The sequence below is a fragment of the Curtobacterium sp. 9128 genome, assembly GCF_900086645.1.
Taxonomy (GTDB): Bacteria; Actinomycetota; Actinomycetes; order Actinomycetales; family Microbacteriaceae; genus Curtobacterium.
The window spans coordinates 795,459-811,779 of record NZ_LT576451.1; the positions used below are offsets into that span (position 1 = coordinate 795,459).

A 16,321-nucleotide genomic window follows, 5' to 3' on the forward strand; every position below is an offset into this window, starting at 1 on the left:
ACGGAGGCTCGGAACCCGTCCGGCGTGGGAGGTGCGGTCCGCGGGTCCTTGCGTAGCGTCGGTGGTGCGGTGGATCCACCACCGCACGAGAGGGGACACGATGCTCAGTGTCGAGGGAGTGACGAAGCACTTCGGAGACCGCCTGGTGCTCGACGACGTGGCGTTCACGGTCGGCCGGGGTCGGCTCACCGGGTTCGTCGGCGGCAACGGCGCCGGCAAGACCACCACCATGCGCATCATGCTCGGCGTGCTCGACGCCGACAGCGGATCGGTGTCGATCGACGGCCAGGCCATCGGGCCCGCCGACCGCCGCCGCTTCGGCTACATGCCCGAAGAACGCGGCCTGTACCCGAAGATGCCCGTCGCCGAGCAGGTCACCTACCTGGCGCGGCTGCACGGGGTCGACCGTCGCGCGGCCGCCGCTCGCACCGCCGAACTGCTCGAGCGCCTCGAACTGACGCAGCACGCCGACGACCCGGTCGAGAAGCTCTCCCTCGGCAACCAGCAGCGCGTGCAGGTCGCCGCGGCGCTCGCCCACCGGCCGGAGGTGCTCGTGCTCGACGAGCCGTTCTCCGGCCTCGACCCGATGGCCGTCGACACCGTGCTCGGCGTCCTGCGCGAGGCCGCGGCCGACGGGGCCCCCGTCCTGTTCTCCAGCCACCAGCTCGACGTGGTCGAGCGGCTCTGCGACGACGTCGTGGTCATCGCCGACGGCCGGATCCGTGCTGCGGGCCCGCAGGAGGAACTCCGCCGTGCGGCAGGTCCGGCGGCGTGGGAGCTGCTGGTCGACGGGGACGTCGCCTGGCTCCGCGAGGAGCCGGACGTGCACGTCCGCGAGTTCGACGGCGGCTACGCGGTCTTCGAGGCGTCCGAGCCCGTGGCGCAGCGCGTCCTGCAGCGGGCGGTCACCACGGGGACGGTGGGGTCGTTCGGGCCCCGGGTCGCCCGGCTCAGCGAGGTCTTCCGGGAGGTCGTCCGATGAACTCGTTCGGTCAGGCGGTCCGTCTCGTCTCCATCCGTGAGATCCAGGCACGGCTCCGCAGCAAGGCCTTCGTCGTCTCGGCGCTGATCCTGCTCCTGATGGTCGTCGCGTCGATCGTGGTCGGCGGCATCGTCGGCAAGTCGAGCGGTGACAGCACCACGCCCGTCGCGGTCGTGGACGGTGTCAGCCTGCCGTCGACCGGGGGGCTCGACGTCACCCGGGTCGACGACCGTGCCGCGGCCGAGCGACTCGTCCGGAGCGGTGACGTCGACGCCGCGATCGTGCCGGAGTCCGGCCCGATCGGGTTCGGTGTCGTCGGCCTCGACAGCGCGCCGACCGACGTCGTCCAGGCGCTCAGCGTCTCGCCGAAGGTGGAGCTGCTCGACCCGGACGCGATGGCGCCGGGGCTCATCTCCCTCGTCGGGATCGCGTTCGGCATCGTGTTCTTCGCCGCGGCGGTCACGTTCGGGCAGTCGATCGCGCAGAGCGTCGTCGAGGAGAAGGCGACCCGCGTGGTCGAGATCCTGATGGCGGCGATCCCGGCCAGGGCCCTGCTCGCGGGCAAGGTGATCGGGAACAGCGTCATGGCCCTCGGACAGATCGTGGCGATCGCGATCGCAGCGGCGGTGACGCTCGCCGTGACCGGGCAGGACAACCTGTTCACGCTGCTCGGGCCGAGCATGCTCTGGTTCGTCGTGTTCTTCGCGTTCGGGTTCGTGCTCATCGCGGCGCTGTTCGCGGCGTCGGCGGCACTCGTGTCCCGACAGGAGGACGTCGGCAGCGTCACCACCCCGGTGATGATGCTCGTGATGATCCCGTACTTCCTGATCATCTTCGCCGCGGACAACCCCACCGTGCTCGGGATCATGTCCTACGTGCCGTTCAGCGCCCCGATCGGGATGCCGATGCGGATCTTCCTCGGGACCGCCGAGTGGTGGGAGCCGATCGTGTCGCTCCTCGTGGTCATCGCCTCCGCCGCGCTCGTCGTGGTGATCGGTGCCCGGGTCTACGAGAACGCCCTGCTCCGCACCGGTGGACGGGTCAAGCTGACGGAGGCGCTGCAGCGCTGACGTCGTCCGGGCCGGCGGTGGCGGTCACGGAGTCGACCGCCACCGTCCGCCCGGTCCGCACGGACTCCTGTGCTGCCAGCACGATCGACAGCGTCCGCAGCCCCACCCGCACGTCGGGCTGGGGCTGCACCCCTGTCCGGACGGCGTCGACGAAGGTGGCGAGCATCGCCTCGTCGAGGTCGGCGCCGTACCTGGCCTCGATCGGCAAGCCCGTCTCCGCGGCGATCCCCCGAGCGGCGGGGCCGAAGAAGTCGAGCGACACGGTCCCGCCGGTTCCCGCGACGTCGAGCGTCAGCCCGCCCCACACCGCGGACGTGTCCGCCTTGCTCCACGAGCAGTCGATCGCGGCGATCACCCCGTTGTCGTAGGTGATCGTCACGAGCCCGGCGGTCTCGGCCCGCGCCCGCCCGGCGTGCAGCGTGCGGTTCGCCACGGCCGTGACGGTCTCCGGCGCTGCACCCATGAGCCCCTCGAGCATGTCGGCGATGTGCACGACGTGGTCGACGATCGCGCCGCCACCGGACAGCGCCGGGTCGGTGAACCAGTCGCGGGTGCGTGGCAGCATGCCGTTGTTCGTCCCACGGATCGCGAACAGCTGCCCGAGCGCACCGGCGTCGTGCGCTGCACGGAGCTTCGCGAACGCCGACGAGAACCGCACCGGGAACGCCACCATGAGCAGCACCCCGGCGCGTTCGACGGCGTCCCGGATGGCGAGGCCGTCCTCCCACGACGTGGCGAGCGGCTTCTCGCACAGCACGTGCGCGCCGGCCGCTGCGGCGAGTTCGACGAGCTCGCGGTGCCGCGCGTTCTCGCTCGTGACGACGACGGCGTCCGGCTGCCACGCCAGCAGCTCGTCGTGGGTGTCGGCGTAGGCGACCCCGAGCGCCTCGGCGAGGTCGCGGCCGCGCAGCGCACCGACGGACGGCCCGATGCTCATGCCGTCCGGATCCGAGCCCCTGACCTCGACGCCGTCCATCGCCTGCAGGGCGCTGAGGTACCCGATCGCGTGCGTGTGCGCGAACGACATCACGCCGATCCTGATGGTCACGCGCCACCTCCCAGCGTCACGGGCTGCCCGGTCTCGATCGACTCGAGCGCGGCGTTCGCGATGCGGACCGCTGCTGCTCCGTCCGCCGCCGTGACGCGGGGCTCGGGCTTCGCCGGATCCAGCACGGCCCCGAAGAACTCCGCGAGCTCCAGCCCGTACGGATCGTCGGCCGGATCGACCTCAGGCAGGAACCCGTCGACGGCCTCCGGCACCGCCAGGTCCGCGACGTAGTCGACCTCGTCGCGCGATCGGTGCGACAGGCTGCCGAGCGTGCCGGTCACCGAGTACTCCGTCGTGAACGGCAGGTGCTGCGGTCCCCAGATCCCCGCCACGTGGCTGATCGCCCCCGACGCGTGGGTCAGCAGGACGTGCGCCGCCTCGACCGGCTCGGCGTCGGTCCCGGAGCGCACACCGACCGCCGACACCGTCGTCACCTCGCCGGCCACCCAGCGCGCGATGTCGAGGTCGTGGATCATCTGGTCCATCACGATCCCGCCGGACAGGGCACGGTCCGCGAACCACGGGGTGCGGATCGGGAAGGCGCCGGAGCGGACGAACCGCAAGACCGCCAGGTCGCCCAGGAGGCCCGTGGTCACGGCCTCCTGCAGGCGCACGTACGCAGGGAAGAAGCGCACCACGTGGGCCGGGAAGAGCCGCCGGCCCGCGTCCCGTGCGCACTGCACCAGGTCCGACGCGTCGGCGTCGGTCCGCGCCAGGGGCTTCTCCGAGACGACGTCCTTGCCCGCCGCGAGGGCCGCTCGGACCACCTCGGCGTGGGCGAACGTCGGGGTGACCACGTCCACCACGTCGACCGCTTCGAGCAGGGCGTCGAGCGAGTCCACGACCGTGACGGACGATCCGGCTGCGGCCGCTGCCGATGCCCACGCAGCTGCGAACTCCGGCGCACCGTCCTTCGCGTACACGGTCACGGACCCGAGCCGCAGCAACCCGGGCATGTGGGCGTGCGCGATCCCACCGGCCCCGACGAGGCCGATGCGGAGCGGGGTCGCGGGCATCTCGAACTCCTTGACTGCCGGCCGGTTCGACGGTGACGCCGGTCGCCGTCAGCCTATCCAGCCGGTGCTCAGTCCTGCTGGTCCGCCTCGACCGCGGCGCTCAGCCGGTCCAGGACGTCGGGGACCGCAGAGCGCACGCGGCTCCAGCTCGGGATGAACGCCCGGTCGTTCGGGCGGGCGGTGAAGGCCCCGCCGGCGTCGAGGATCGCCTTCGTGAAGAGCTCGACCGCCGCTTCCTCCGCGTGCTGGTCGAACCCGAGCCCGTTCATCTGGGCTTCGTGCCGGTAGATCTCCACGATGTCGAGTGCGTTCCGGTAGTACGTCGCCTTGAGGACCCGGAACGAGTCCGAGGTGAGCGGGACGCCCATCGTCGCGAGCTTCCGGAACAGCGACTGCACGATGTCGTTCCCCATGCGCGCCAGCCCGCCGGTGCCGTCGGCCTCGGCGAGGGGCTGGTGCTTGTGATCGTACGCGTCGGCGATCTCCACCTGGCAGACCTGGCGGGTGGCGTAGTCGCGGTACACCTCGGACAGCATCCCGATCTCCAGGCCCCAGTCGCCCGGGATCTTCAGCCCGTTCAGGACGTGCGCGCGCATCGCGAACTCGCCGGACAGCGGGTAGCGGAAGCTGCTGAGGTACTCCAGGTACCCGGACTCCCCGTAGACCTGGCGGAGCGACCGGAGCAGCGGACCGACGAGCAGGCGGCCGACCCTGCCGTTGATCCGGCCGTCGGCGACGCGGGCGTAGTAGCCCTTCGAGAACTCGTAGTCGAACGCCGGGTTCGCGAGCGGGTAGAGCATCCGAGCGAGCATGCCCCGCTCGTACGTGGTGATGTCGCTGTCGTGCAGCGCGATGCACTCGGCCCGCTCGGACGCCAACGCGTACCCGGTGCAGTACCAGACGTTGCGGCCCTTGCCGGGTTCACCCGGTGCCAGTCCTGCTGCGTCGAGGTCGGCGTCGAGTGCCCTGAGGCGCGGGCCGTCGTTCCACAGGATCCGGTGGCGCTGCGGCAGACGCGCGAAGAACTCACGGGCGTGCTCGAACTGCGACCGGTCGGCGCGGTCGAGCCCGATCACGATCTCGCTGAGCCAGTCGGCCTCGGCGAGCTCGTCGACGATGCGGGTCAGCGCGGGCCGTTCGAGCTCCGAGTACAGTGCCGGCAGGATCAGGCTCATCGGGCGCTTCTCGGCGAACCCGCGCAGGTCGTCCTCGATGCTCGCGGTGCTGCGGCGGCTGAGGTCGTGGAACGTCGTGATGACGCCGTTCTGGTGGAAGTCGCTCATCGGTCGCTCCTCAGGAAGTGGGTCAGGCCCTCGGCCCAGCCGTGCGGGCCGGGGGCGGTCGTTCGGTACACGCGTTCGCGTCGGTCGTCGACGAACGGTCCCGGCGCCGGGCCGTGGCCACGGACGACGACGGCGAGGTCGACGGCATCGAGCAGGTCGGTGTCGTTCGGGCCGTCGCCGAGGCCGATCGTGCACGGCGTCCGGCCGGTCCGGCGCTCGTGGTCGGCGAGGAGCATCCGCACCGCAGCGCCCTTGCCGAACCCGGTCGGCAGGACGTGCCAGAACCGGCCACCGCGCACCAGGTCGAGGCCCGACGCTGCGAGCCCAGCGCGGAAGTCGTCGGCGCGGTCGTCGTCCTCGGTGCGCCAGAGCAGGACCTCGGACGCCGCACGTCGACGCGCTGCGGACGCGGCGACGACATCGAGCCCGGTCCACGTCGCGACGATCTCGTCGGAGACGGACGAGAACGTCGCGAAGTGCAGGTCGAGTGCGTCGCGCAGATCGTCGAGCACGTCCTGCAGCCGCCCGAGGCTGCCGTCCGCCGGTCCGGCGAGGACGGTTCCGCCACGGCCGACGACGACCGCGCCGTTCTCCGCGACGAACGCCTCGCCGGTCAGCCCGGTGCGCTCCTGCAGTGCCGCGATCTCGGCCGTCGTCTTGCTGCTGCAGAACACCACCGGGACGCCGTCGGATCGCAGACGATCGAGCATGGGGAGCGCCGCCGCGAACGAGTAGTCGTGGTGGTCGAGGAACGTACCGTCGAGGTCGGTGACGACCATCAGGTCGGGTACTGGCATCGGTCTCCGCTCGCGGCTGGCTGGGCTGCGGGCGGCGACGCCCGGACCCACCATGCCATGCGCATGCGACGGTCAGGTTAACGACGGTGCGTCGTCCCGGCGCCGCGCGACGATCGCCCCGTGCGGCCGTGGACCATCCGCGGACCCGGTGCGCGTGTGGGTCTCGAGCACGTCGAACCCGGCGGAGCGCAGTGCTGCCGACAGGGCCTCGGGAGACCAGCGGTAGGCGGTGACGACCGCGTGGTCGAAGGCCTCCACCCGCTGGCCGACGAAGAACCCGACGAGCAGCCCGCCGCCGGGGCGGACGACGCGGGCGAACTCGCCGAGCGGTCGGCGGATCGTGGCCGGTTCGTGGTGGATGAGCGAGTACCAGGCGAGCACACCGGCGTGGCTGCCCTCGGCATCGGGAAGCGCGTCGATGCTGCCGACGCCGAACATCGGTCCCGGATGTGCTGCCCGGGCGTGCGTGATGAACCCGGGGACCTGGTCGACCCCGCGCACGTCGCAGCCGCGCTCGGCGAGGTGGGCGGTCCAGTGTCCGGGGCCACACCCGGCGTCGATGATCGGGCCGTCGACGCCGCGCGCCCACGTCGTCACGAGGTGCTCGTCGGCGGGATGCACCGACGTCATCGACCCGAGCCGCCCGATGTACTCGGCCGCCCTGCCCGCGTACGACTCCTCCACGTCAGACGACATCGTGCACCGTCGAGTCGAAGTGCGCGACGACCGCCCGAGCGACCTCGGCCGGGGTCGTGCAGTCCGTCGCGAGCACCACCTCGTCGAGGTCTGCCCGAGCCTGTCGTTCCTGGAGCTCGGCGTACCGCTCGAGGTGCCAGGACAGTGCGTGGTCCTGATCAGCGTCGTACCGTCGGCGCAACCGGGTCTCGACGGTCGGGGGCTCCGCGACGAGCCGGATCGCCCGGACCGGCATCCCGACCGCGTCCTCGTACCGGTGGAGGTCCGTCCGGCTCGCGATCACACCGCTCAGGACGAGCTGCCGCGGACCGGCAGCGCGGTAGGACGCCCACACGGCGGCGATGTTCTGCGCCTCGATCACGGTGTTGTCGGGGTCGTGGTCCGCCACCGGCCACGATCGGTGGAACCAGTCGACGTCCATCAGGGCGAACGGGCGCCCGGCCGCTGCGAGGAGGTCCCCGACGTGGTCGAGCGTCGCGGTCTTCCCGACGCCGTACGAGCCGTTGAGGAAGATCGCGTACGCGTCGCTGCCGGTCACGTTCCGACCCTAGGGCGTCCCCACGGAACGGCCACATCAATGACCACGAATCCGGGTCACTTGACCCGGATTCGTGTACATTGATCTTCGGAGGACCTCAGACATGCAACTCGCATCACCCCTCGCAACGCTGGTCGGTGGGCAGCAGGCGGCTGCCCTGGGGGTGCTCGCGCGGACCGATGCGGGCATGACCGGTCGGCAGGTTGCACGTGTCGCTCAATCGGGGAACACCGCCATCAAGCGAGCCCTGGACAGACTCGAACACGCCGGTCTCGTGACGGTGGACCGCGGTCTGCACAGTTCGAGCTACCGCGTGAACGAAGAGCACGTGCTCTGGCCGGCGCTCCGCCTCGCGCTGGACGCACCTCGGGTACTCGATGAGCGCATCAGGCAGTTCGTGGACGAGTCAGACGTCCCGGTCACGTCGGTGGCGGTGTTCGGATCGGTCGCCCGCGGGGAGGCCACCGATGACTCGGATGTGGATCTCGTCGTGATCTACCCGGGCGAGCCCGTGGTCGACTTGTCCGTCGCGCTGGGGTCGGCCGTCGAGCGATGGACCGGCAACGAGTGCCAGGTGTTCGACGCGTCTCGAGCAGAGCTGCGGCGGATGGTCGCCGACGGCGATCCACTCGTGGGCTCCTGGCGGCGGGATGCGCGGACCATTGTCGGCGACGATCTGCGAGGCCTGCTCTGATGGCAGGCAGAATGCGTGCGATGACGCCCGCTGATGTGCGGGCGCGCGCCGCGGAGGCGAAAGCGTACCTCGAGGACGCGCAGCTGAACATCGAGTCGAACGACCCGACCTACTGGAAGATCGCCGGTTCGAGCGCCGTCCTCGGGGGAATCGCGGCGTCAGATGCGATCTGCGGGAAGGTACTCGGCGAGCGCTACAACGGTGAGCAGCACGGCGAGGCGAGGAAGCAGCTCGACAAGGCGACATCGCCGGACACGACTCCCGGCGTCAACTTCAAGCGGCTGACGGATGAGAAGACGAACTGCCAGTACTCGTCCTCGCGACCGACGCAGACGAACACGAGAGGGCTGATCAAGGCGCTCGAGCGCCTCATCGAGAGGATGGACGCCGTCCTCGGGTTCGATCGAGCCGACATGGGACCGTCCGGCAGGTGAGCGACGGTCGGACGGGAGGCTCGGTGCCAGCTGGCACCGTCCCTCCAGGCACGGCCGTCACGCCGCTGGCGCGTCGTGCCGGTACCGGCTGGTGGGGCCCACCTCCCGTCCGCCTCGGGGTACGTGATCAGGCGGCCGCTTCTTCCAGGACGGCTTCCGCCCGCTCTGCGCTGCCCTCGGCGAGGCCGCGGTCGATCCGACCGCGCGATGCCAGCCAGATGACGACCCCGGCGAGGAAGACCAGGATCTCCGTGATCGTCAGCGCCCAGATGATGCCGGCGAGGCCGAACCACAGGTTGCCGAGCAGGACGATCGGGATGAACAGGATGCCCTGCGCCATCGACATCGCGATCGCCGGGGTGGCGAGGCCCGCTGCCTGGAACAGCGAGGTGAACAGGCCGGTGAAGCCGTTCACGATCGTGGCGACGAGCTGGGCGACCAGGATCGTCAGACCGATCGCCAGCACGGAGTGGTCGGAGGAGAAGATCGTGAAGACCTGCTCGCGGAAGACGAACACCGTGCCGGAGAAGATCAGCACGATCGCGCCGACGGTGAGTGCCGATGCCTTGAGTGCCGAGTTCAGGCGGGTCCTGTCGCCCTTGCCGTAGGCGTACGCGAGGAGCGGCAGGACACCGATCGTGACGCCCATCACCAGGAACTCCGGGACCTGGGCGATGCGGACCGCGACACCCATCGCGGCGAGTGGGTCGTCGCCGTACTGCGCGGCGAGGTTGTTGAGGACGAGGGTCGTCACGATGAGGAACCCGGCCTGCAGCAGCTCGCTGACGCCGATGCCGAACACCGGCCCCAGGACGGCGGGGCGGAGCGTGAACCAGCGGAGCGACAGGGAGACGTTCTCGCTGTGCTTGCCGAGCCACATCACCCAGTAGACGATGCTGACGGCGTTGGCGAGACCGACCGCGAGTGCGGCGCCGGCGACGCCCCAGTGCAGGACCAGGATGAACAGCACGTCGAAGACGAGGTTCCCGATCGTCGACAGGATGAGGCCGATCATGGCCTGGCGTGCCGCACCCTCTGCCCGGACCATCTGCTCGAGGCAGAACGCCGCGGCGAGTACGGGGACGAACGCGAGCATGACGGCGACGTAGGCGCTCGTGGCGGGCACGGCCGCCGCGTCCGCGCCGAGCACGCCGACGAGGGGCTGCAGGAGGAGCAGACCGATCCCGCCGAGCACGATGCCCGTGATGACCGAGCCCCACACCGCGAAGGACGCGACGTGCTTGATCTCGCCGGCCTTCGCGGGGTCGTTCTCGGACGCCCCGAGCAGGCGGGACATCAGCGAGCTGCCGCCGACGCCGAACACGCCGCCGATCGCCATGATCAGGCCGAGGAGCGGGGTGCCGAAGGTGATCGCGGCGAGGAGCGAGGTGTCGTGCTGCGAGCCGATGAAGCCCGCGTTGATGACGTTGTAGAGGGCGCTGACGACCATCGCGGCGGCCATCGGCACGCAGAGGTGGACGAGGGCGCGGGCGATGGGGGCGGCGGAGAGGTACCAGCGGTTCTTCTCCGCTGCGGTCCGTTCCACGGCGGAGGCGGATGCGGTTTCGGTGCTCATGGTGTGCTCCTTCCCTCCCGGTTCCGGGCAGGGTCGAGCGCGCGCCGACGGACGCCGGCACGGCGTGGTGTGAGTGGAAGTGGGAGCGCCCTGGCGGGCGTGGTCTACCGGGTGGGCTCGTCGAGCTCTGCGGTGACCTTCAGCAGCAGGGTGCGGAGGGTGGCGCGCTCGTCCGGGGTGAGCGGTGCGAGCAGGGTGTCGTCGAGTGCGAGCATCGCGTCCTCGAACCCGGCGATCAGGTCGATGCCGGTCGGTGTGGCGTACACGAGCTTCGTCCGGGCGTTGCCGGCCTCTGCTCGTCGTTCGATCAGCCCGCGCTTCTCGAGGCCCTGCAGGAGACTCGAGACACTCGCGGCGCTGGTCCGGGTCATCTCGGCGATGTCACGCTGGATGGCCCCGGGGTTCTGCTGCAGGTAGCCGAGCACGAAGCTCTGTTCGTGGGTGAGCTCGCGCTCGCGTACCCACTCTTCTGCGGCCTTGCGCTGGGCCCACCCGATCCAGCGCATGAGCTGGAGCGGGGTGTCGAAGTGTGGTGCGCGCTGCGTCATGATCAGAACTCTAAGTGTTAGAACTCGAACTGTCAATCTTCGAACTGACTAGGTTCCGCTCACCCGTCGAGACACCGCACAACACCCGAGGCGCCGCAGTTTTCGGCGGCGTCTGGCGCGGAAGGAGGCGTTTCGGCGGGATCAGTGCGCGGCGGCGCGAGCGGCCCGCACGACGTCGGCGTCGGTCACGAAGTGCGCGGAACCGTCGTCGGAGCCGCCCATCGGGACGCCGTCGTGGGCGCTCCCCGCGGCCGCGCGCTTCGCGGAGAGGTGCACGGCGGCGGCCCCCGTCGCGAGGAGGGCCGGGACGTCAGCGGGAGTGACCCCTGCGCCCGCCATGACCTGCACGGGCCCGGCGGCATCGACCATGCGGGCGATCGTCGTGGCACCGGCGACCGCGGTGGGCTTGCCGCCGGACGTCAGCACGCGGGTGAACCCGATGTCGGCGAGGAGCGCGACGGCTGCGACGGGGTCGGCGGCGTGGTCGATCGCGCGGTGCAGGGTGACCTCTGCCGTGTCGCGGACCTCCTTCGCGGTCGCCACGAAGCGCCGGAGGACGTCCACGTCGAGCGAGTGGTCCGGACGCAGCGCCCCGACCACGACACCGGCGGCGCCGGAGCGCAGCACGGCCCGGAGTTCCCGTTCCATGAGGTCGATCTCGGCAGCGTCGAACACGAACCCGCCCGGCCGGCTGCGGATGAGCGCGTGCGCCGGGATGCCGGTCTCGTGCACGGCCTCGACGAGGGCCTGCGACGGGGTGAGCCCGCCGAGCTCCAGCCCGACGCAGAGCTCGACACGGTCGGCACCGCCGTCGCGGGCGGTCGCGGCACCGGCCGGCGAGGTGACGGCGATCTCGAGGGCAACGGTCACAGCACGGCTCCGAGGGGTTCGTTCGACGAGGGGATGATCCGCGCGGTCAGGTCGGGCTCCGACGGGAACACTCGATCGTAGGGGAACATCGGCCGCTCGATCCTGTGGTGCCCGAGCCGCTCGAGGTCCTGGTCGACGCCCCCCGGGGTGAGCGCGAGCATCCAGTCGGCGGACATGTCGAAGAGCTCTGGTTCGAGGTAGCCGATCTTCACGATGACGACGTCGGCGCTGCGCGGGTCGAGGTCGAGGTCGGTGAAGTCGTGCTCGTGGTGGTACGGCTTCCTGGTCTTGGTCAGGATCGCGTAGACGCTGCCGACCTGCAGCACGACCTCGATCTCGGCGTCTCGGTCGCCGTGCTTGATCGCGTGCACCCGGCCGGTCATCGTGATCGGGCCCGCGTGCACGGCGTCGACCGTGGCGCCGGCGGTCACGGTGACGGTCGCACCGACTCCGGCGTCGACGGCGGTGGCGACGGCATCGGCGCCGGGCACGCTCGCGTAGATGACCACCGGGCCGGACGGGTCGGTGAACGCGGGATGCGCGAGCACCTGGGTCAGCCCCCACGTCATGTCGCCGGAGCCGCCCGCGGTCGGGTTGTCGCCGGAGTCGGAGATGAAGTACGGGTGTGCGGCGCCGGGAGCCAGCGCAGCGGCGAGGCATTCGTCGAAGGTGCCCGTCGGCGCGACGAACACGAAGTCCTCGCGGACGTCCCAGAAGGCCTGCGCCAGCCGTTCGGCACCCGCGGCAACCGCGTCCCTCGACCACCCGGTGACGACGGTGACGGCACGGTCTCGGGGTTGATCGGCCCAGGCGTACCCGACCCAGATCGCGGCGTCGAGGACACCCTCGGTCGCCTCGACCTCCGGCACCTGCGCGTACAGCGACGCCGCGGGCTCGATGCGCGTCGAGGTCTGCTCGCCGGGGAGGAGCACGGGGATCGGGATCCACGCCTTCACCGGACGACGCGCACCGACGGGTCGGGTGGTGAGCACGTCGACGAGGTTCCGGACGGCGCGCTCCTTCGTCTCCATGGCGTCCTCGTGCGGGGCCATCCGGTAGCAGGTGACGAGGTCGACCTGGTGCGCGAGGTCCGCGGTGACGTTGCCGTGCAGGTCCATCGATGCCGAGACGACCACGTCGGGGCCGATCACCGCGCGGATGCGTCCGAGCAGGTCGGCCTCGGCGTCGTCCAGCCCCTCGACGACCATCGCCCCGTGGATGTCGTACCAGAGCCCGTCGACGGACGTCGACGCCACGATCGCGGTCAGGCGCGCCACGATCTCGGACGCGAGCTCCTCGTAGGACGCGCGGTCGACGATGCCCCCCGGCAGCGCGTGCCCGATGAGCGCCCCACGGAAGTCGGCGTCCAGCGACGCGAGGAACGGGTACCGCGCAACGACCTCGTCCCCGCGATCCGGGTGGAACGCCGGCGCGAGGGTCCGCGTCGGCGTGAACGTCGACGTCTCGATGGCGAGCCCGGCGATGGCGATGACGGGACGGTGGCCGGCGGTCGTGGTGCTGGTCGTGTCAGACACGGACGCTCCTGTTCCTGGTGGTCGACTGGGGGATCGGCGTCGACAGGTCCTGCAGTGACGCGGCGAGACCGCGCTGCAGGGCGAACTGTCCGGCACCGACGAGACCCGCGTCCGCGCCGAGCGAGGCGCGCTCGATGACGAGGTGCTGCGTCATGAGGGGGTGGCAGCTCTCGTAGAGCTGGCTGCGCACAGCCGCGACGAACGGGTCGAGGGTGGACAGGATGCCGCCGAGGTACACCGCATCCGGGTTGAAGAAGTTCACGTTGGCGGCGAGCACCTCGCCGAGGTACCGACCGGCGAGCCGCACGGCACGGGTCGCCTCGGGGTCGGCGTCGGATGCGAGTCGCACGACGTCGGCCGTCGAGGTGACCGGCACCCCTGCGGCGCTGAGGATCCGGACGAGCGCCGCGCCGGACGCCACAGTCTCGAGGCACCCGGTGTTGCCGCAGGAGCACGGGGTGTCCCCGGCCGCGTCGATCCGCACGTGCGTGATGTCCCCGGCGGAACCGGTGGCGCCCCGGTAGAGCCGGCCGTCGATGACGATCCCGGCACCGATCGCCGAGCCGGCCTTGATCGTGATGGCCTGTCGCCGCGATGCGGGTTGCACGATCTGCTCACCGGCGGCCATGCAGTTCGCGTCGTTGTCGACCGCCGCCGGCACCCCGAACCGCTCGGTGAGCCACGACGCGACGGGGAACCCGTTCCACCCGGGCATCCGGCTCGGCAGGTCGACGACACCGGCCTCGACGTCGACCGGACCGGGAAGGCTCAGCCCGACGCCGCGGAGTCCGGCCGCTCCGCGCGACTCGATCAGCTCCTCCAGCAGCGACGCCAGTCGCTGGAGCCCGGCGGTGGGGCCGTCGGATAGCGCGAACGGTACGTTCGCGACCGACTCGAGCGAGCCTCCTGGCAGCACGATGCCGACCCGCGCGTGACCGCCGCCGACGTCGGCGGCGACCGCGTACTCGTCCACCCCACCGATCCGGAGCACCTTGCGGGGACGACCGCCGGTCGAGGCATCGGTGCCCTCCTCGGCGAGCAACCCGTGTGACAGGAGCTGCGACACGACGTGCGACACGGTCGAGGGAGCGGCGGCGAGCAGCCCGGCGATCTCGGTCCGGCTGGTCGCCTGACCGGATGCGACGAGCTCCAGCACTCGGGAGCTGAGGTCCGGCACGACTTTCTCCAATACAACGAAAACACCTGGCAACAACGACGCATCGCCGACTCTAACGGGCAGACAGCAAGGTCGACCCTTTCGACCGAACCGCAGAAACGAAGTATTTACAAACAAATGTTTGTTTTTCCAACGGCTTTGGTCGTTGACTGTCCCCACGCTCCACCTCCCGAATCCCACGCACTAGGAGATCCGCATGACCAAGCCCCGTCGCTGGGCCCTCCTCACCGGGGCGGCGATCGCGGTGAGCGCGCTGCTCGCCGGCTGTTCCGGTGGTGGCACAGCCGCCACGAACACCAACTCGGACGAGATCAACTACGCGCTGCCGGCGAACTTCACGCCGAACTGGATCCTGCCGATCGGCACCGCAGCGCACCTCAACACGAACAACGGCTCGATCGCGCAGTCGCTGTACGAGCCCCTGATCGCGTACGACGGCTCGACCGGCAAGATCGCCTGGAACAAGAAGGGGTCGGTCGCGACGGCCGCGGACTTCGCGAGCGACGGCAAGAGCGTCACGGTGACCCTGGGCGACCGGCACTGGTCCGACGGCAAGCCGATCACGAGCCGCGACGTCGAGTTCTGGTTCAACCTGATCAAGGCGAACAAGGCCCAGTGGGGGTCCTACTCCGAGGGCAAGGTCCCGGACAACTGGACCTCGTTCAAGGCCGACGACGACACGCACTTCACGATCACGTTCGACAAGGCGTACAACTCCGACTGGATGCTCGCCAACCAGCTGAGCCTCGTCGTCCCGCTGCCGCAGCACGCGTGGGACAAGACGAGCGCCTCGGCATCGGTGTCGGACGCCGACCGCACGACCGACGGTGCGAAGGCGGTCTGGAAGACCATCAACACCGCCGCAGGCAAGATCGCCGACTACGACTCCGACCCGCTCTGGAAGACGATCTCCGGCCCGTACGGCGTGAAGTCGTTCACCACCGCCGGCAAGGTCCAGCTGGTCGCCAACAGCAAGTACGACGGCGGCCAGAAGGCGCAGATCACGACGGTCAACCTGCTCCCGTTCACCACCGCCGACGCCGAGGCGAACGCGGTCCGCTCCGGCGAGGTCGACTACGGCTACATCCAGGCGACCGACCTCGACCAGAAGGACTCCTTCACGTCGAAGGGCTACGACGTGAAGCCGTGGACCGGCTGGGCGATCACGTACATGCCGTACAACTTCAACAACCCGACCATGGGCGCTGTGTTCAAGCAGGACTACGCCCGCCAGGCCGTGCAGATGTCGATCGACCAGAAGAGCCTGTCGAAGGTGGTCTTCAACGGCACCGCGACGCCGACCTACGGCCCGGTCCCGCAGGCGCAGGAGTCCGACTACGTGTCGAGTGCCCAGAAGGACAACCCGTACCCGTTCAGCACGTCCAAGGCCAAGGCCCTGCTCACCAGCCACGGCTGGACCGAGCAGGGCGGCACGATGGTCTGCTCCGACGCGGGTTCCGGCGCCAGCCAGTGCGGCGAGGGCGTCGCGGCCGGCACGAAGTTCACGATGCAGGTGCTGTCGCAGTCCGGTTCGTCCGTGACCGACAACATGATGAGCGCGATCCAGTCCTCGCTCGCGAAGACGGGCATCGGCTTCACCATCAAGACGGCCCCGGTGTCGAGCGTCCTGTCGCAGACCCCGACGTGCACCTCGGACGAGGACAGCTGCGACTGGGACCTGTCGTTCTTCGGCACCGCGGGCAGCTGGTACTTCCCGGCCTACCCGACCGGTGAGGCGCTGTTCTCCACGGGCGGCTCGGCGAACTTCGGCAGCTACTCGAACAAGCAGGTCGACGACCTGGTCAACGCGACCACCACCTCGACCGACTCCAGCGCGGTGCAGGACTACAGCGCAGCGGTCGCGAAGGACCTGCCGGTGATCTGGCTGCCGAGCCCGGACTACCAGATCTCGGTGGTCAAGCAGGGCCTGACCGGGTTCGACCAGGACTCCCTGGCGAACTTCCACCCGGCCCAGTGGAAGTGGAGCAAGTAGGTCGCTGACGCGACCACCGGACTGGAGGCTCGGTGCGCGCCCGGCGCACACCGAGCCTCCCGTC

The 16,321-nt window shown here is 70.3% G+C and carries 16 protein-coding genes; 5 read left to right on the top strand and 11 right to left on the bottom strand.

Annotated features, from left to right (window positions below; translation table 11 throughout):
* The first annotated feature begins 100 nt into the window (after positions 1 to 100).
* Both QK288_RS04055 and QK288_RS04060 read left to right on the top strand, forming a co-directional pair.
* Positions 101 to 982, top strand: a complete 882-nt coding sequence (locus tag QK288_RS04055) for an ATP-binding cassette domain-containing protein (RefSeq protein ID WP_281266526.1) — start codon at positions 101 to 103, stop codon at positions 980 to 982.
* The gene (locus QK288_RS04060; protein ID WP_281266527.1) at positions 979 to 2,052 is read left to right on the top strand and encodes an ABC transporter permease; all 1,074 of its coding nucleotides are present in this window, start codon (positions 979 to 981) and stop codon (positions 2,050 to 2,052) included. Before QK288_RS04055 ends, QK288_RS04060 begins: the two co-directional genes overlap by 4 nt.
* Here the strand turns inward: QK288_RS04060 and QK288_RS04065 are convergent.
* The 6 genes from QK288_RS04065 to QK288_RS04090 all read right to left on the bottom strand — a co-directional run bounded on the left by QK288_RS04065 (position 2,024) and on the right by QK288_RS04090 (position 7,430).
* Positions 2,024 to 3,100 carry a Gfo/Idh/MocA family oxidoreductase gene (locus QK288_RS04065; protein WP_281266528.1) on the bottom strand — a complete coding sequence of 359 codons (1,077 nt, stop codon included), beginning with the start codon at positions 3,098 to 3,100 and terminating at the stop codon, positions 2,024 to 2,026. The genes QK288_RS04060 and QK288_RS04065 overlap by 29 nt on opposite strands.
* Complete coding sequence (locus QK288_RS04070; RefSeq protein ID WP_281266529.1) at positions 3,097 to 4,116, bottom strand: Gfo/Idh/MocA family oxidoreductase; 1,020 nt, start codon at positions 4,114 to 4,116, stop codon at positions 3,097 to 3,099. The genes QK288_RS04065 and QK288_RS04070 overlap by 4 nt, the downstream gene beginning before the upstream one ends.
* Before the next feature lie 68 nt (positions 4,117 to 4,184).
* Positions 4,185 to 5,399 carry a hypothetical protein gene (locus QK288_RS04075; RefSeq protein WP_281266530.1) on the bottom strand — a complete coding sequence of 405 codons (1,215 nt, stop codon included), beginning with the start codon at positions 5,397 to 5,399 and terminating at the stop codon, positions 4,185 to 4,187.
* Positions 5,396 to 6,196 (bottom strand): HAD-IIB family hydrolase, encoded by an 801-nt coding sequence (locus tag QK288_RS04080; protein WP_281266531.1) that lies wholly within the window; start codon positions 6,194 to 6,196, stop codon positions 5,396 to 5,398. The genes QK288_RS04075 and QK288_RS04080 overlap by 4 nt, the downstream gene beginning before the upstream one ends.
* 72 nt (positions 6,197 to 6,268) lie before the next feature.
* Positions 6,269 to 6,892 (bottom strand): class I SAM-dependent methyltransferase, encoded by a 624-nt coding sequence (locus QK288_RS04085; RefSeq protein WP_281266532.1) that lies wholly within the window; start codon positions 6,890 to 6,892, stop codon positions 6,269 to 6,271.
* The gene (locus tag QK288_RS04090) at positions 6,882 to 7,430 is read right to left on the bottom strand and encodes a hypothetical protein (protein ID WP_281266533.1); all 549 of its coding nucleotides are present in this window, start codon (positions 7,428 to 7,430) and stop codon (positions 6,882 to 6,884) included. The genes QK288_RS04085 and QK288_RS04090 overlap by 11 nt, the downstream gene beginning before the upstream one ends.
* Positions 7,431 to 7,593: 163 nt before the next feature.
* Here QK288_RS04090 and QK288_RS04095 point away from each other — a divergent pair, with 163 nt between their 5' ends.
* Positions 7,594 to 8,124 (top strand): nucleotidyltransferase domain-containing protein, encoded by a 531-nt coding sequence (locus QK288_RS04095; protein WP_281266534.1) that lies wholly within the window; start codon positions 7,594 to 7,596, stop codon positions 8,122 to 8,124.
* Positions 8,125 to 8,144: 20 nt separating this feature from the next.
* Complete coding sequence (locus tag QK288_RS04100; protein WP_281266535.1) at positions 8,145 to 8,558, top strand: hypothetical protein; 414 nt, start codon at positions 8,145 to 8,147, stop codon at positions 8,556 to 8,558.
* A 127-nt stretch (positions 8,559 to 8,685) separates the two neighbouring features.
* Here the strand turns inward: QK288_RS04100 and QK288_RS04105 are convergent, their stop codons facing one another.
* The 5 genes from QK288_RS04105 to QK288_RS04125 all read right to left on the bottom strand — a co-directional run bounded on the left by QK288_RS04105 (position 8,686) and on the right by QK288_RS04125 (position 14,264).
* Positions 8,686 to 10,134, bottom strand: a complete 1,449-nt coding sequence (locus tag QK288_RS04105; protein ID WP_281266536.1) for an MATE family efflux transporter — start codon at positions 10,132 to 10,134, stop codon at positions 8,686 to 8,688.
* 104 nt (positions 10,135 to 10,238) lie between these two features.
* A complete protein-coding gene (locus QK288_RS04110) occupies positions 10,239 to 10,682 on the bottom strand; it encodes a MarR family transcriptional regulator (RefSeq protein WP_281266537.1) in 444 nt (147 codons plus the stop codon).
* Positions 10,683 to 10,823: 141 nt separating this feature from the next.
* On the bottom strand, positions 10,824 to 11,552 hold the full coding sequence (locus tag QK288_RS04115; protein WP_281266538.1) for a copper homeostasis protein CutC: 729 nt from the start codon (positions 11,550 to 11,552) through the stop codon (positions 10,824 to 10,826).
* On the bottom strand, positions 11,549 to 13,087 hold the full coding sequence (locus tag QK288_RS04120) for a M81 family metallopeptidase (RefSeq protein ID WP_281266539.1): 1,539 nt from the start codon (positions 13,085 to 13,087) through the stop codon (positions 11,549 to 11,551). The genes QK288_RS04115 and QK288_RS04120 overlap by 4 nt, the downstream gene beginning before the upstream one ends.
* Positions 13,080 to 14,264 carry an ROK family protein gene (locus tag QK288_RS04125; RefSeq protein ID WP_281266540.1) on the bottom strand — a complete coding sequence of 395 codons (1,185 nt, stop codon included), beginning with the start codon at positions 14,262 to 14,264 and terminating at the stop codon, positions 13,080 to 13,082. The genes QK288_RS04120 and QK288_RS04125 overlap by 8 nt, the downstream gene beginning before the upstream one ends.
* A gap of 196 nt (positions 14,265 to 14,460) precedes the next feature.
* On the opposite strand from QK288_RS04125, the gene QK288_RS04130 reads away from it, so the two are divergent.
* Entirely contained in the window at positions 14,461 to 16,257 is a 1,797-nt protein-coding gene (locus tag QK288_RS04130) for a peptide ABC transporter substrate-binding protein (protein ID WP_281266541.1), read from the top strand.
* The last annotated feature ends 64 nt before the right edge of the window (positions 16,258 to 16,321 follow it).

What these genes read in the sequence shown, in the direction of transcription:
- QK288_RS04055 (WP_281266526.1), top strand. Translation starts at nt 101, where the DNA reads ATGCTCAGTGTCGAGGGAGTGACGAAGCACTTCGGAGACCGCCTGGTG.
- QK288_RS04060 (WP_281266527.1), top strand. Translation starts at nt 979, where the DNA reads ATGAACTCGTTCGGTCAGGCGGTCCGTCTCGTCTCCATCCGTGAGATC.
- QK288_RS04070 (WP_281266529.1), bottom strand. Translation starts at nt 4,116, where the DNA reads ATGCCCGCGACCCCGCTCCGCATCGGCCTCGTCGGGGCCGGTGGGATC.
- QK288_RS04075 (WP_281266530.1), bottom strand. Translation starts at nt 5,399, where the DNA reads ATGAGCGACTTCCACCAGAACGGCGTCATCACGACGTTCCACGACCTC.
- QK288_RS04080 (WP_281266531.1), bottom strand. Translation starts at nt 6,196, where the DNA reads ATGCCAGTACCCGACCTGATGGTCGTCACCGACCTCGACGGTACGTTC.
- QK288_RS04085 (WP_281266532.1), bottom strand. Translation starts at nt 6,892, where the DNA reads ATGTCGTCTGACGTGGAGGAGTCGTACGCGGGCAGGGCGGCCGAGTAC.
- QK288_RS04100 (WP_281266535.1), top strand. Translation starts at nt 8,145, where the DNA reads ATGACGCCCGCTGATGTGCGGGCGCGCGCCGCGGAGGCGAAAGCGTAC.
- QK288_RS04105 (WP_281266536.1), bottom strand. Translation starts at nt 10,134, where the DNA reads ATGAGCACCGAAACCGCATCCGCCTCCGCCGTGGAACGGACCGCAGCG.
- QK288_RS04110 (WP_281266537.1), bottom strand. Translation starts at nt 10,682, where the DNA reads ATGACGCAGCGCGCACCACACTTCGACACCCCGCTCCAGCTCATGCGC.
- QK288_RS04130 (WP_281266541.1), top strand. Translation starts at nt 14,461, where the DNA reads ATGACCAAGCCCCGTCGCTGGGCCCTCCTCACCGGGGCGGCGATCGCG.